This is a genomic window from Tissierella sp. P1, from assembly GCF_002266425.1.
In the GTDB taxonomy this organism is placed as follows: Bacteria; Bacillota; Clostridia; order Tissierellales; family Tissierellaceae; genus Tissierella; species Tissierella carlieri.
The window spans coordinates 1-15694 of the sequence record NZ_NPMN01000002.1 but is presented as its reverse complement, the minus strand read 5'-3'; the positions used below and the strand labels follow the sequence as shown (position 1 = coordinate 15694).

The 15694-nt window shown below is 31.5% G+C and carries 14 protein-coding genes, 6 tRNA genes and 1 pseudogene; 4 read left to right on the top strand and 17 right to left on the bottom strand.

Annotated elements, in window-relative coordinates; genetic code table 11:
* Positions 1-154 precede the first annotated feature (154 nt).
* The 4 genes from CIW83_RS01615 to CIW83_RS01600 are packed head-to-tail and all read left to right on the top strand — an operon-like array spanning position 155 to position 4681.
* Positions 155-1315, top strand: a complete 1161-nt coding sequence (locus tag CIW83_RS01615; protein WP_094898928.1) for a pyridoxal phosphate-dependent aminotransferase — start codon at positions 155-157, stop codon at positions 1313-1315.
* A gap of 11 nt (positions 1316-1326) precedes the next feature.
* On the top strand, positions 1327-2343 hold the full coding sequence (locus CIW83_RS01610; protein WP_094898927.1) for a C-terminal binding protein: 1017 nt from the start codon (positions 1327-1329) through the stop codon (positions 2341-2343).
* A 50-nt stretch (positions 2344-2393) separates the two neighbouring features.
* On the top strand, positions 2394-3296 hold the full coding sequence (gene rocF / locus CIW83_RS01605; RefSeq protein WP_094898926.1) for an arginase: 903 nt from the start codon (positions 2394-2396) through the stop codon (positions 3294-3296).
* Positions 3297-3322: 26 nt separating this feature from the next.
* Entirely contained in the window at positions 3323-4681 is a 1359-nt protein-coding gene (locus tag CIW83_RS01600) for a YjiH family protein (RefSeq protein ID WP_094898925.1), read from the top strand.
* Between the two features lie 49 nt (positions 4682-4730).
* On the opposite strand, the gene CIW83_RS23495 is transcribed toward CIW83_RS01600, so the two are convergent.
* From CIW83_RS23495 to CIW83_RS01515, 17 genes and pseudogenes are all read right to left on the bottom strand, one after another.
* On the bottom strand, positions 4731-5321 hold the full coding sequence (locus CIW83_RS23495) for a PhoU domain-containing protein (RefSeq protein WP_255374253.1): 591 nt from the start codon (positions 5319-5321) through the stop codon (positions 4731-4733).
* Positions 5322-5513: 192 nt separating this feature from the next.
* Positions 5514-6319 (bottom strand): annotated as a pseudogene (locus CIW83_RS23490) (Na/Pi cotransporter family protein); the annotation flags it as partial.
* Positions 6320-6581: 262 nt separating this feature from the next.
* A complete protein-coding gene (locus CIW83_RS01585; protein ID WP_094898922.1) occupies positions 6582-7109 on the bottom strand; it encodes a GrpB family protein in 528 nt (175 codons plus the stop codon).
* Positions 7110-7189: 80 nt separating this feature from the next.
* Positions 7190-7615, bottom strand: coding sequence for a hypothetical protein (locus CIW83_RS01580; protein WP_094898921.1), 426 nt, complete (start codon positions 7613-7615; stop codon positions 7190-7192).
* 270 nt (positions 7616-7885) lie between these two features.
* Positions 7886-8449: a dCTP deaminase gene (gene dcd, locus CIW83_RS01575; protein ID WP_201259634.1), complete on the bottom strand. Its 564-nt coding sequence runs from the start codon at positions 8447-8449 to the stop codon at positions 7886-7888.
* Between the two features lie 210 nt (positions 8450-8659).
* Positions 8660-8735, bottom strand: a tRNA-Arg gene (locus tag CIW83_RS01570).
* Between the two features lie 47 nt (positions 8736-8782).
* Positions 8783-8866: transfer RNA gene (locus CIW83_RS01565), tRNA-Leu, on the bottom strand.
* 23 nt (positions 8867-8889) lie between these two features.
* Positions 8890-8965: transfer RNA gene (locus CIW83_RS01560), tRNA-Lys, on the bottom strand.
* A 184-nt stretch (positions 8966-9149) separates the two neighbouring features.
* A tRNA-His gene (locus CIW83_RS01555) sits at positions 9150-9226 on the bottom strand.
* Positions 9227-9246: 20 nt separating this feature from the next.
* Positions 9247-9323 (bottom strand) — tRNA-Arg (locus tag CIW83_RS01550).
* Between the two features lie 9 nt (positions 9324-9332).
* A tRNA-Gly gene (locus tag CIW83_RS01545) sits at positions 9333-9406 on the bottom strand.
* A 90-nt stretch (positions 9407-9496) separates the two neighbouring features.
* Positions 9497-9976 carry a metallophosphoesterase gene (locus CIW83_RS01540; RefSeq protein WP_094898919.1) on the bottom strand — a complete coding sequence of 160 codons (480 nt, stop codon included), beginning with the start codon at positions 9974-9976 and terminating at the stop codon, positions 9497-9499.
* A 1-nt stretch (position 9977) separates the two neighbouring features.
* On the bottom strand, positions 9978-10589 hold the full coding sequence (locus CIW83_RS01535) for an XTP/dITP diphosphatase (protein ID WP_094898918.1): 612 nt from the start codon (positions 10587-10589) through the stop codon (positions 9978-9980).
* 165 nt (positions 10590-10754) lie between these two features.
* On the bottom strand, positions 10755-11744 hold the full coding sequence (locus CIW83_RS01530) for a GerMN domain-containing protein (protein ID WP_158219979.1): 990 nt from the start codon (positions 11742-11744) through the stop codon (positions 10755-10757).
* 69 nt (positions 11745-11813) lie between these two features.
* The gene (locus tag CIW83_RS01525) at positions 11814-12335 is read right to left on the bottom strand and encodes a DUF2179 domain-containing protein (protein ID WP_201259633.1); all 522 of its coding nucleotides are present in this window, start codon (positions 12333-12335) and stop codon (positions 11814-11816) included.
* Between the two features lie 51 nt (positions 12336-12386).
* Entirely contained in the window at positions 12387-14468 is a 2082-nt protein-coding gene (locus CIW83_RS01520) for an N-acetylmuramoyl-L-alanine amidase family protein (RefSeq protein ID WP_094898915.1), read from the bottom strand.
* A 112-nt stretch (positions 14469-14580) separates the two neighbouring features.
* A complete protein-coding gene (locus tag CIW83_RS01515; RefSeq protein ID WP_094898914.1) occupies positions 14581-15576 on the bottom strand; it encodes an AIR synthase family protein in 996 nt (331 codons plus the stop codon).
* Positions 15577-15694: the final 118 nt, after the last annotated feature.

Genomic DNA, 15694 nt, shown 5'->3' with positions numbered 1-15694 from the left:
CAATAAATTATATCATATGAGGAAAAATTTTACATTAATTTAAAATAATAATTTAAATTTAAAAAATATATTGAATTTTCTTGTGATTTAATATATAATCAAGTCAATCTTGAAACGCCGTTTCATAAAATAAAACATTAGAGGAGTGATTGACTTGAAAAGTTCTTATATTTCAAAAAGATATTGGAATTCCATATCTACACCCATGGGAGAAAGCACAAGTGCATTAGGAAAGTATCATGACCTAATTAACTTTAGTCTTGGAGATCCAGACCTTACTACAGATGAAAGGATTATAAAAAAAGCTTTTGAAGATGCATTAAACGGTCATACCCATTATACAGATTTCTATGGTGTACGAGAACTTAGAGAAGTTATTTGTAATTTTTATGATGAGGAATATAGTTACAAATTAGTAAAAGAAGAATGTATGATAACTACATCTGGTTGCCATGCAATGTGGTTAACATTAGAGGCTATTTTAGATGATGGTGACGAGGTCATAATACCATCGCCATATTTTACACCATATCCACAGCAAGTGAAATTAGCAAGGGGTATACCAGTATTTTTAGAGACCTTTGAAGAAGAAGATTTTCAACTTAACATAGATAGATTAGAAGGTTTAATAACAAATAGAACAAAAGCCATCATAATAAATACACCGAATAATCCAACTGGCACTTGCCTAACTAAAAAAACATTGGAAGATATAGCAGCTATTGCTAAGAAATATGATTTATTAATAATATCAGATGATATATACACCATATTTAGCTATGAGGAACCTTTTATACCTATTACTAGCCTCGAAGGTATGAGAGAGAGAACTATTACAATTGGATCTTTTTCTAAGGACTATGCAATGACAGGTTGGAGAATTGGATATGTCCTTGCTGAACCTTATATTATAAATATAATCAAGGATATAAATGAGAATAATGTTTTTACTGCTCCTTCAATTTCTCAGCAAGCAGCAATACATGCCATAGGACTTAGAAAAGAAATTCAACCACCTATGATTAAAGAATTTAAAGCCAGAACTTTTGCAGCATATGAAAGACTAAAACAACTTAAGAATATTTCAATACTACCACCTAAGGGTACATTCTATCTATTTCCAAATATAAAAGCTACAGGATTAACCTCTCAGGAAGTAGCTAATAGAATCTTAGAAGAAGCCCATGTCCTAGTTCTTCCTGGTACTTCCTTTGGTAATAATGGGGAAGGATATATAAGAATAGCAGTGACTGTTGGTGAAGATAAAATAAATGAAGCTTTTGACAGAATAGCTAGAATGAAAATATTTAAATAAGAGGTGATTTAATGAATATCAAGAAAAAAGTAGCTTTATGTGGCGTACCAGGCATGAATAAAGAAGATATAGAAAAAATGGAAAGATACATCAAAGAAGAATATGAAAATATAGAATTTTTATTCTTATCCGAAAATGTTTTAAAAAAGGAAGAATTAATTAAGAGATGCCAAGATGTTGAAATCTTAATTTCTTGGGATCAAGAAATGGATGATGAGATTTATGAAAAATTAAATCTAAGAGCATATTGTGCTGCTAGTACAGGATTCAATGCTGCAAATATAGAAGCTGCCACTAGAAATAAAGTATTAGTCACTAATGTAGTAGATTACTGTGTAGATGAAGTTGCTACTCATGCACTTATGCTGATGTTAGGATGTAATAAAAAACTCTATTCTATGATTCCCTATGTTAAGGATGGAAATTGGAATCTATCTATATTAGGAAAAATCAAGAGATTTGAAAATAGTACAGTAGGATTATTTGGTTTTGGCAGCATCCCTAAAGCTGTATCTAGGAAGTTAAGTGGCTTCGGTGCCAATATCATCTCATATGATCCTTTTGTAAGTGAAGAAGATATGAAATCATTAAATGTAACTAAAGTTGATTTAGATACTTTATTTAAAGAGTCAGATTATTTATCACTACACACTCCTTTATTAGATAGTACAAAGAATATTATCAATAAAGAAGTATTTAAAAAAATGAAGCCAACATCTTTTTTAATCAATACTGCAAGAGGAGGATTAGTAAATCATGAAGATCTTTATGAAGCACTCAAAAACAATTATATCCAAGGTGCGGGTTTAGATGTATTAGAAAATGAACCTCCTAAAGAAATTGACAAAATGATTATAGCCTTACCTAATACAATTGTTACTGCACATTCTGCTTATTTATCAGAAGAAGCTTCAGATTCACAAATACGGATTACAGCTGAAATAGCTGGAAAAATATTAAATTCAAGTCTTCCAAATAATGTTAGAAATCCTCAAATATTAGATGACATCGATTGGATAAATAAATAAGTTAATCAATATTAATCTTACACACCATTTATATAGGAGGTTTTTTACTAATGAATATTAATTTGATAGGTGTACCAATTAATTATGGATGTGATAGAGAAGGTGCACAATATGGCCCATCTAAACTTAGAGAAAACAATATTGTGGAATTAATTAAAAAATTTGGACATACTGTATATGATTTGGGAGATATACATATTCCGAAGATTTCTCCAAAGGAAAAATATAATGGTCATGAAAAAATGAAATATCTAAATCCTATAGCTGAAATATGCAATAATCTATCTCAACAGGTTTATTGTTCTTTAAATGCAGATTATCTTCCATTTGTCATGGGCGGAGACCATTCATTGGGCATCGGCAGTATTGCTGGAGCAAGTAAATATTTTAAAGAACTGGCTGTAATTTGGATAGATGCTCATGGTGATATAAATACCTATGAAACTTCTCCTTCAGGCAATATCCATGGTATGCCATTGGCAGCATCAATGAATATAGGACATCATACCTTGACAAATATCTACTATGATGGACAAAAGGTAAGACCGGAAAATGTCTATATTCTCGGTGGTAGAGATATTGATGCAGGTGAATTTGATCTAGCTGAGGAGCTTAATCTCAATATATATACTATGAATACAGTAAGACAAAGGGGACTTGATAATATATTAAAAGAAATAGTAGAAAAGATTAAATTTTCTAATGTAGATGGAGTACATCTAAGCTTTGATATTGATGTTCTTGATAAGTCAATTGTTCCCGGTACTGGTACAGCTGTAGAAAATGGCTTTAATTTAGAAGAGGGAAAGAAAGTCTTCACTAAATTCTTAGGAGAAGGATTTATAACATCAATGGATTTTGTAGAGTTAAATCCTTTACTTGATGAAGATAATGAAAGAACAGTTACAACTTGTATAGAGATACTAGAACACATATTTAGATTAATTTCATAATTAAAATATATATTGGGAGTGATATTGTGAATAACTGTAAGGAAAAACATATAAGTAATTCTAATATAAGTAAGTTCGCAATTCTATCGTTAATAGGAGGATTTTTATTTTTAGTTCCCATTAAGTATCAAGATGGATTCAATATTCCAGTAGGAATAATCATAGACTTAGTTAAATCCTATATCCATCAATATACAATGCATATAATGTTATTTTTAGTAACGGTAAATGCCTTTTTTTCTTTGGTGGCTTTTATTTTCAAACCCAAATTTATAATAGAACATAAATGGCTTAAACGAACATTAGTTACAACTCCACTATACTTAATTAGTAGAATACTCGGAGCTATAATTATGTTGGCTGTTTTTTTCCAAATAGGACCTGAGCAAATTATCTCACCTAGTACGGGTGGTACTATGGTAGATTTAACTAGATCATTAGTATCAATACTTATAGTAATATCTTATACTATGCCCTTATTAACGGATTTCGGAATAATGGAGTTTGTAGGAATACTCATTAAAGATTTTGTTAGACCCTTATTCAGAGTACCTGGTCGTTCTGCTGTAGACCTTATAACCTCTTGGTTAGGAGCATCAAATGCAGCAGTATTATTAACAGAAAAACAATATAATACAGGTTACTATTCGGCTAAGGAAGCCGCAATAATAATGACAAACTTCTCATTAGTTTCTGTACCATTTTGCTATATTATTGCTTCTATTTTAGATGTTCAACATTTGTTTACACCTTTTTATATTATTATTACAGCAGTAGGGTTTGCTTTAGCAGTTATAACCCCTAGGATTCCACCTCTAAATAAAGTTCCAGACAGTTATAATGATGAAACTGGGAAAATGGTAAATGAAGAGGTTCCAGAAGGAAAATCCAAGTTCCAATTTGCAGTAGAATCAGCAGCCTTGAGAGCTAAAAATTCAAATTTTAGTGATATAGTAACTCAGGGAAATGACATGTTATTTAGTGTAATATTTGGTTTAGCACCTATAATAATATCTTGGGGTACAATCTCCTTAATTTTAGTAGAATATACTCCAGTATTTAAAATATTATCCTATCCCATAGGTTATTATTTAAATCTATTGGGAGTAGAGCAGGCTTTTCAGGCTGCACCTGCAGCTTTAGTAGGATTTGCTGATATGTTTATACCTGCTTTGATACTAGCTCCCATGGAATCAGTTCAAACTAAGTTTATTCTAGGAGCTTTGTCTTTAGTTCAAATAATATATTTAACAGAAGTAGGTACAATAATAATTCAGTCTAAAGTACCACTGAAATTTAAAGAATTATTAATTATATTCCTAGAAAGAACAATTATCGCTATCCCATTTATTGTATTACTGACTAAAATATTTGTAAGATTTTAAGATATAGTAAAATAACCAGTTGAATGATAAATTCAACTGGTTGTTTATTTTAATTATATTTTCTCTTATCTCCAAATAATTCATCTTTAGTATACATAGCTATTTTATATATATGATCTGCAATTCTTTCAAGATGACCTATCATATCTATAAAGAGTACCCCCGAATCTACATTGCAAGTACCTTCATTAAGTCTTTTTATATGATTTTCTTGGAAAGTTTCGCTCATTTCGTCTACTTTATCTTCTAACTCAACGATTCTTTTTATAATTTCATTGTCTCTTTTTCTAAGGGCAATAATAGTATTATTAAATAGTTCAATAACAACTTTCTCTAGTTCCTTTAATTCATTTATAGCACTGTCCGTAAATGAAAGATTACCATCTATCTTCTTATTACATAAAGAAGATATTTCAATAACTCTATCCCCTGATCTTTCGATATTGTTAATACTGCTTATCATAGCTGGAACCATAAGAGACTGACTTTCAGTCAATTCCCTTCTTGAGATTTCTACTATATATCTTGTTAAATCCTTTTGCATTTGATTTATATCTGCCTCATTATCTACTACCTCAGTCATCTTCTTTCTATCATCTGTATACACTATATCCATAACATCTAAAACCATTTCTTTCAAAACCTCAGTACCCCTAATAATTTCAGACCTTGATGCCTCTAAGGCCGCTACTGGTGTGTCTAGAAGTAGTTTATCTAAATATATTTTTCCATTACTATGATCTCCTTTTCTCTTTACAATTTTATAAAGAAAATCAACATAGTATTTTGTAATAGGTAGAAATATTAGAGCACTTAACAGATTAAACAATGTATGAGAGTTTGCAATGTATACAGATATATCTGCATTAGCATGTAAATAATCAGTTGCAAATATTACTATTTTCATAAATAATGGTAAAGTTATCCAAGTTAATACAACTCCAAATACATTATAAAGAGTATGGGCCCATGCAGTCCTTCTAGCATTTATGTTCCCTGTCATACTTGCAAGCTGTGCTGTAAAACATGTACCTATATTATCTCCCAGCATTATACAAATTGCTGATTGTAAGTCTAAAAGCCCTGCTTGACTAAGAACCATTACAAGTCCAACTGTAGCAGCACTACTATGTACCATAGCAGTTACAACTATTCCTAAAATTACTCCGACTACTGGAATAGATGCATATTCAGCGAAAAAATGTTTTAAAGATTCGCTTTGTTGCATATAGGGAATTCCATCATTTAATATCTTAAGACCTAAAAACATCATTCCGAAACCCATCATTGCCTGACCAATATTTTTCAGCTTTTTATTTTTCGCAATATAATTAATTGCAAAACCTATTCCCAATACAGGTAAAGCTATATCTGTTAATTTAAACTTAAAGCTAAATGCCATAAGTTGAGCAGTTATTGTGGTTCCAATATTAGCACCATAGATAATACCTACAGCCTGGGGCAGTTTCATAAGCCTGAATTAACAAAACCAACAGTTAATACTGTAACTGCTGTACTACTCTGAACTATTGCTGTTACAAAAGTACCTACTAAGAAGGCACTCCACACCTTACCAGTTAATACTGTAAGTATCTTTTTCATAGTCTCTCCAGAAGCCTTTTCAAGACCATCACCCATCATGTCAACACCATACATCAATAAAGCCGTTCCACCAATAAGCCCAAATATTAGCTCTTTCATTTGTTTACCTCCAATTAATAATTAGCAATTAATTTTTTATCATTTGAAAATAAGTTCATAATATCAATTTTAGCAGTAAAATTTTATAAATACAATGCTAATTATTTTTATCCTTAGATTTCCAAAATAATGGTCTTACACACATGTGTATAAGGTTATTTTTGATACATTAGATGAATATAATTTCCATAAATCAATATCATTTCCCATAATATAGTTTCGCTTTGTTCATAATCCGATTTACGCAATCTGATTTTCCATCAGTATATGCAGTTGGATTTGTATAGAATCTTTTAGACAATTCAAGCTTTAAATCTTGATATTCATTAAAAGCATCTTTATCAATTCGAAGATAGTCTCTAAACATTAACTCTTCTTCTGCCTTTTGATTTCCCTTTTCGTATATATGAATATGGTGTGTATGCTTTTCTGAATAATCACTTTTCATTTTCACAAAATATCTGCGATTCGGAATGTCATTTTCACCTTTTGCTATATATCCTACTTTTTCCATAGATAAATTATATCTATCAACATCATTAATGTCCTTAACCAAAATCATGATATCAATAATTGGCTTCGCTGAAAGACCTACAACACTTGTAGAACCAAAATGCTGAATATCTAAAATAATTTTACTTAATATTTCTATTAATATTGACTTTTCTTGCTCATATAAGAAAGACCATTTCATATCATATGGAACAACATCCATTGTTCTTACCAATATACTCTCTCCCTTTAGATAATAATCAATCTGTAGCATATAGCAATATATGATTGTTAAATTTTTTCAATTTTTATTTATCATACTGATTCTTTACATGATTTCACACTATAAATCATAGTGCTATAAAGTGCAATCAAAATAAGTATATGTAAAACTATATGATACAAATCAGGAATATAAACAGTTGTCGATGGGATTAGTTTAACTGCATCAGCAAAATATCTAATTTTACCTTCCCAAGGTCCAAATATAGTAAAATACCAATGGGAATAAAGCTGCGTTGCAAACCACATAGATAACCATGTAGTTAGCACAAACTTTCCAGACTTTTCTTTCACCAAAAACCAAACAATAGCTACAATATATATCACAAAAAATATTCCATCATCTCTCCATGCCCTTGAGACTAGAACCTTGTTGTCAAAAGTTACTCCTATCATATCTAAGAAAAACCAAATTAATAAAAGTATATTTACCCCTATAAGAAGCTTTTTCCGTTTCATGCTTTTATCTCCCCCTAGACTACATAAATAATATAAATTAATTATATCATTGTATGAGTAAAATCAAAAGTATCAAAAACACTATTCTAAAATCCGAAAGACAATATAAGACAAGGTGCTCAGCAATATAAAATCACTTGTTTCAGGCATCTTCATGTAAATCAAAAACCACCTACAGATAAAATTACTTTTATCTGTAGGTGGCAGTCTTTCTGAAATAATAGTGAAAAAATTTGGTGATAAATCTTATATATTTATTTTACAATTGAGTTAAATCTGCAATTCATTATCCAAATAAATACGGGAACCCGTCGCACCCTTTTGTCCCTGGTATTTTCCTCGATATGGATTATCAGCATCTTGATCTAGCTGTGCGAACACCAATTGCCCCACACGACGGCCAGCTTGCAGTTCAATGGCACATCGACTGGCATTAAATACCTCCAAAGTAATCTCTCCTTCAAATCCAGGATCTACCCATCCCGCATTCTGGATAAATAACCCCAATCTACCAATTGAGCTTCTTCCTTCTACAAATGCAGTCATATTATTGGGCAACTTAAAATATTCCATGGTCGTAGCCAAAACAAACTGTCCAGGCATAAGGAGATATTTGTCTGATTGTATTGTCTTATACCTAATTTCACCTGATAGCTGAATTATATTGGAAGAAGTATCTTCCACGATAGTATATGTATTACCCAAACGAATATCAACACTTGCAGGTTGAATCTGTATATCATCTAATGGATAGATTTCCAACTCTTTATTATCTAGCAGTTTTTTAATTGTTTTATCTGATAATATCATATTGCTGCCTCCCTTAACCTTCAATTTGTATTTCTAGTTACATGTATCCATCATATCATAAGCAATAAAAACTCTACAAGCAGCTATAAAATCTATCTGTAAATTTTTATGAGATAATTGTTTTAAAAAAATTTTGCAAATTCTAAGGAGAGCTAATGATATGGACTATTAAATTAGAAATTTCCTATTCATTATAAAAACAGGCTAGAATGTTTATATTCTAGCCATTGTATCTGGCACACCAGAGAGGACTCGAACCCCCAACACTCTGATCCGAAGTCAGATGCTCTATCCATTGAGCTACTGGTGCATATTAATATTACGTATAAAAAATTGGCTCATGCCAATTTTTATGTATGGTGCGGGAAAGAGGACTTGAACCCCCACGTCAATGACACTAGATCCTAAGTCTAGCGCGTCTGCCAGTTCCGCCACTCCCGCATATGCCCTTTATAAGGCATTAGTGGTGATCCATCCGCGACTCGAACGCGGGACACCCTGATTAAAAGTCAGGTGCTCTACCGACTGAGCTAATGGATCATAATTATTTGTTTTATCGGCAGAAGTTAGGTCATCACTTTGACTAGTTTCACTAGTCAAGGATTAAGTGATTCACACAAAATGGAAAAATACGATTTTGGTTCTCTACTTATACCGACTGAGCTAATGGCTCATGATTATTTGTTTTGTCAGCAAAATTAGGTTTATTACTTCGATGTTAATATGGGGTGGATGATGGGATTCGAACCCACGACCTCCAGAGCCACAATCTGGCGCCATAACCAACTAGGCCACACCCACCATATTTTAAATTATTAAGCTGGCGCACCTAGGAGGATTCGAACCCCCGGCACACGGATTAGAAGTCCGTTGCTCTATCCTACTGAGCTATAGGTGCTCTCACAGTTGGAGCGGGTAAAGGGGATCGAACCCTCGCAGCTGGCTTGGGAAGCCAGTGCTCTACCACTGAGCTATACCCGCATAGTTCGATACTCAGTGATCACTTAATCTTTTATTCGCTAACAATTTAAAATTATAGCAGGTTCTAAATACAAAGTCAATAGCATATTATTAATTTATTTCAATTATTTTCGTTTCTATTGTATTTCCAATGTTTATGATGCCAAAAGTTTTTATTTTTGTGGCATTTCTGGGCAAGGAAGGGCTTCCTGGATTCATTATAATCATGTTTTCTATCTTCTCTATAATAGGCACATGTATATGACCAAATAACACTATATCAGATCCTAATTCCAAGCCTTTATAATATAAATTTACTATTCCATTCTGCACATTATATTTATGTCCATGGGTCAGAAAAATTTTCTTCCCTTTAATCTCCACTAATTCATCTTCATTGTATTCAGTATGAAGATGATCTCCATTACCCCTTACTATTATAGTTTCAAATCCTAGTGCTTTAGATATTGCAACACCATCAGTTACATAATCTCCAAGGTGAAATAAAATATCTGGTTTTTCTATCTCTGATAACTTTTCGATAATGCCCTTATTATTTCCATGGGTGTCACTAACTACTGCTATTCTCATATTAATCTACCTCTAATATATTCTTTAGAGCTTCCTTTAGATTTTCTAATGCTTTTGCTCTATGGCTTATTTTATTTTTTATTTCTTCTCCTAATTCTCCAAAGGTTTTGTCATATCCATCTGGAGTAAATAAAGGATCATATCCAAATCCATTTTTACCTTTTAGCTCAAATCCCACCTTACCCTTACATTCTCCATAAACTATTATGCTCTCCTTATCCTCAGTAATTAATACTATAACTGTCTTAAATTCAGCATTTCTCTCCTTCAAAGGTATATCCTCCAACTCTTCCAATAGTTTATTATTATTTTTCTTATCATTTCCTTCTTCACCTGCATATCTAGAAGAATAAACTCCAGGTTCTCCATTTAATATATCTACAAATAATCCTGAATCATCTGCTAAAACCATATAATCTAACCTTTCAGCTAGAGCCTTAGCCTTTTTCAAACTATTTTCTTCTAAGGTTTCTCCATCTTCTATTACTTCTAAATCACCTAATCCTACATCTTTTTTAGAAACTACTTCTATTGATAAACCCTCCAGTATATTTTTTATTTCTTCTACTTTATGTTGATTGCCTGTTGATACTACAAGTTTTCTTTTTTCCATATTAATTATATACTCCTTTATTTTTCTGATCTTGTACTCTGTTATTATATTTTATCAAATATAGAATTTTTTATCTATAAATAAAAAAGAAAAGGGGAGCATATTAGCTCTCCCCCACGATAATATTTAAATTTGTAATTGTTCTTTGTTAACTGTTAATTGAAATTAATATTCATTTGCAAAAACTGGAATTGTAGTATTTATTGTTTCTCCATCTATAAGTAACTCAACGGTCTCAATTTCTTCAAATTGACTTAGTGTTAGACCTATATTTTTTACTATATCACTAAAGGTTTTATCTTCTGATGAATCTGAGTAACTCTCATAGGATATATCTACATATGCAGTACCATCTTTTACTTCTACTCCATGAAGCATGACATCTCTTGGGATATCTGAAAATAGTCCAATATCCTGTGGTGGCCCTTCAAATAAAATATCCAATGCAGAATATACATTTGCTACTGGTGCTAAAGTAGGTATCGTTACTGGTACAAAATATTCAAATTCTTCATTATTCATTCCCTTATAATAAACGACTACTTTAGAACGACCATCTTCTAATTTGCCAACTAAATTAATATTTTCTCTTGCTAGGGGCTTACTAATATCCCCTCCATAGTTTAAAGAAGGTAGTGCTTTTCCACCGACTAGTATTTGAACTTCTTTAATAGCTGGAAACTCTGTCAGTGTATATACTACACCTTTAATAAAACTTTCTTCTTCCTTTTCTGATTGATTATTTAAAGCATTCTCAGAAAAATCAACCTTACACAGACCAGTTTCATCATTTATAGACATTCCTAAAATCTCTGTACCTGCTGGTATAACTGGTAACAGACCAGTAGGCTTCAAAGTTTCTCTAAGTTCCGCACTGTCTATCATATTATTAAGTGTTACCCTCGCAATTCCTTCCTCCCAAGGAATTTTTCGCATTACAGGAACTAAATATCCATCTGCATCTCTAAAATACATAACTGTCTTTCTTACGCCTTCTTCTTCAGCTACGACTACTTCTTCTTCATCAGATCTAATGATTTGTATTTCGTCATCCTTAGCTGATAACCTGTTATTAATAAGGTTTTTTCCAATACTTAATACCGTTAGACCTAAGACTATTATTAGTCCAAATAATATTATTCTCCTATTTACCATCATCAACCCTCCTAGATTATACTATTACATTATATTAGAAGAGTTGTCAGACTATGATTAATTTATCTCTTACTTTTTATTAGATGCAAAATACCCACCACTAATAGGGTTTATATTATTTACAGTAATAAATGCATTTTTATCGTATTCATATACTATTTTCTTTAAATTAGTCAAATCTTTACGGTTTATTGCTACATTTAATATTTCTTTACTTCCTTCTAATCCTTGACCTATTATAACTGTTACTCCAAATCCATTCTCTCTAAGAATTTCAATTAATTCCTTATTATCTGATGTTTTTAAAATAATTTGGGTCGCCAAATTTCCTAAAGCGATTTTATTTTCTATTGTAATTCCTAAATAATTACCACAAGCAAATCCCAGTGCATAGGATAAAAGATTTAAAGGATTATCTAAGCTACTAACTACTTTACTCAATGCTGTTACATAAATGCTTACCTCAAAAAAACCAATTAATGCAGCTTGTAACCTTCTTCCCTGTACTACCATAAGTGTCCTAATAGTGGCTAAAGATACATCTGCCACCCTTGCAAAGAAAATAAATAAATATCCATATAATAACTCCATAATTCTCTCCTCCCTAAAAATAAATAAGCAAGGTTGCCCTTGCCTATTATATTAATACATTTCAAAATATTTTTCTATTCCTTTTATTATGGCATTAACTATTTTATATTGATACTCTTCAGTAAATAAAAGATTTTCTTCTGCTGAATTAGATAAAAATCCTGTTTCTACTAAGACTGCAGGCATTTTAGTTTCCCTAAGAACTACTAGATTAGGTCTTTGAATTATACCCTTATCTACTGCTCCTGTAGCCTTTAATAGCTCGTCCATTATGATTTTAGCAAATGGATGTTGATCTATTTCTTTTTTCTCTGACTGAGTTGCCGGACAATATAATACTTGAATTCCTGCAATAGACTTATTATCATGAGAATTTCCATGTATACTTACAAAAACATCTGCATAATTATCATTTGCTATTCTAGCTCTTTCATATAAATCAATAAATTCATCTGTATCTCTAGTCATTATTGTATTATATCCCTGAGCTTTGAGTGCATCATTGAGTTTCAGTGAAACGCTAAGATTTAAATCCTTTTCTCTCCTTTTGTTTATAGATGTAGCTCCTGGATCTTTGCCTCCATGTCCAGCATCTATAACAATAAGCCTGTCAGAAGTTTTTACATTTTCATCCTTCATTATCATCAAAGATACTTTACTGTCTGACTCTCTGGAAAGTAGAACATATTCTATACTCTTTCTAAATTTAATGAAAACTCTAGTCTCTATTTCATCTTTAACAACTTGAATTTCATCTATCAATCCATCTTTTATAGATACTATCCCTTCATTTAATTCTACATTATCTGTCGGGATCGTTACTTGTATCCACTTGTTTCCAGTTTCATAGTTTACGGAGTAATCTGTTTCCACAAGATTGTTAATAGTAAAAATTTTATTATCACCTTCTGAAGTATAAGAAATGTTTTCCCAAAAAGATTTTTCAGGATAAATTACTATCTTATCTCCATAGGTATCCACTTTTACATTAGGATCTGATATTCCATCTTTTACGTCTAAAACTATTCTAACAATTTGATCCATAGGACTATAGTTATTATCAACATTAAACTGCGATACTCTAACTCCTTTTACAAATCCTAAATCATAATCATAGTTATAGTAAGTACTTCCTTCTAAAACAGAATCCATTAAATCTATTACTACTCTTTCTGGATTTTTAAGTTTCATGAAATTAACCTTAACCTCAGATGTACCATGGACTACAATAGCTTCTTTACCATCAATTAATTCTTTTGTAATTGATTTTACCTTATTACCAAAAGATATTGCCATGTCTTTTCCATCATTTGTTAGTAAAATATTATGTTCTACTATCTGATTTAATGTTACCACTATTCTAGTAATATTAGGTTCTTTAGAAAACTGTGAGTATTGAATCTTTTCAATAATACTATCTTTTACATCTATTGTTCCTTCAGCATCTTTAGTATTTTCCAATGATAATTTAGAGTCTTTGATATCAATAATCAGCTTATTGGAATCTTGCAAAAACATAGTTTCATAATCAATACTTTTGCTGCTATTTATAATCAGTTTATTTTTATCTGTACTTCCCTTTCCCACTGAAATATTACTGATTATACCTGATCCATCTTGCGGAACTTCTGGCTTAGTATCTTGCTTAGAGTTAATGTAAGGGGCATTTTTTGCACTATCCCAGCCAACTTCGTAACCGAAGATTTCTGTAACAAACTTCAGCGGAACCATGGTTCTTCCGCTACTACCACCTAGACTTGCTATTCTTGGGATAGCATATTGATCTAATATTCTCTTTTCACCATTTATTATAGCTACATTGCTATCTATGGTGAATTTTCCTTCCTTGTTTCCATAGGCCACTGTAGCAGTTTTAGTTTTTTGATCCCAACTAACTTCCGCCCCATAGCTTTCTGATACAAATCTAATAGGTACTAGTGTCCTATTGGTATGAACAAAGGAGGGAAACTCAGTATTTATTGCTTGTCCGTCCATAATGATGGGTACCTGTGTTACAGAAACTTTAGCACCGTTCATACTTACTTGAATTGTCTTGTTACTGGCTGCATGTCCTATTTGACTAAATAAAAATAATAGTACAAACAAGGACAGCATTATCTTCCACTTTTTCATTTATCTACCTCCTTATGTCCTTCCACCCTTAATAAAGTTTGTCTATTTTATTTATATCATTTAGTCAATTATTATGTCAACGAATTACGAATTTTGTAACCATAATGTAATATTACTTATGAAGTGATAAAGCCCTATATAACTCATCAGCTTCTGGCGGCTCTATAATGCTTTTCTCTCCATTTTTATCTAGTATAATACCTTGTTCTATTATCTTACCTATAGTTGTAACTTTAATTCCAACCTTATTTAATTCTTCATTAATTACTGAAACCTTCTCATCCTCTGCTATAATCAACATAGAACCGCTAGATATTAATCTATAAGGATCTATACCTATAATATCCGCAATCTCCCTAGTTACATCTTTAATTGGTATAGATTCTTCCGAAATTTCTATTCCTTTTCCCGTAGCCTTAGAAGCCTCCCAAATTGCCCCTAGAACTCCTCCCTCAGTAATATCATGCATATATCTAACGCCAATTTCTCCACAAATTATACCTTCTTTGACTACACTAAGCATGCTGTCCATATTTTGTGCCACATCAAGTTTATTTTTGCCTATTTTATCAATCAATTGATCTTCTAATTCCTTTGAGATTATAGATGTTCCTTCTATCCCAGCATATTTAGTAATTAATACCTTATCCCCAATTTTTATTTTCTTTGAATTTGGTAGCTTTTCTTTAGATTGTTTCCCTATAACAGTTGTACTTATTACTATTCTATTTACTGCATCTGTAATTTCCGTATGTCCACCTACAATTTCCACATTTATTTCCTTTGCTACTTCTCCTGCTTCCTTCATTATGTTTTCTATATCTTTCTCTGTGGTATTGGGTGGTGCTAATATGGTCATTAGTACTGCTATAGGCTCTGCACCGCTAGTTGAGACATCATTACAAGAAATATGTACAGCTAATCTCCCAATATCCTTAGTTGCTCCTGTAATAGGATCTGTACTCATTACACATAAATTATTTTCAAAATCAATAATAGCATTATCTTCCCCTACTGCTGCCCTTACTAATACTTCTTCTCTTTTATTTTTTATATTTGATAAAACTATTTTTTCCAAAACATCATTAGGCAATTTTCCTATTTCCATTTTGCTACCTCCCATAATGCTTTTCTATATTTTAACTAACTATATTGTACCATATGTATAACACTTTTAATACACTTTCGATACACTTCTAAAATACATTTTAATCATATTTAAATTT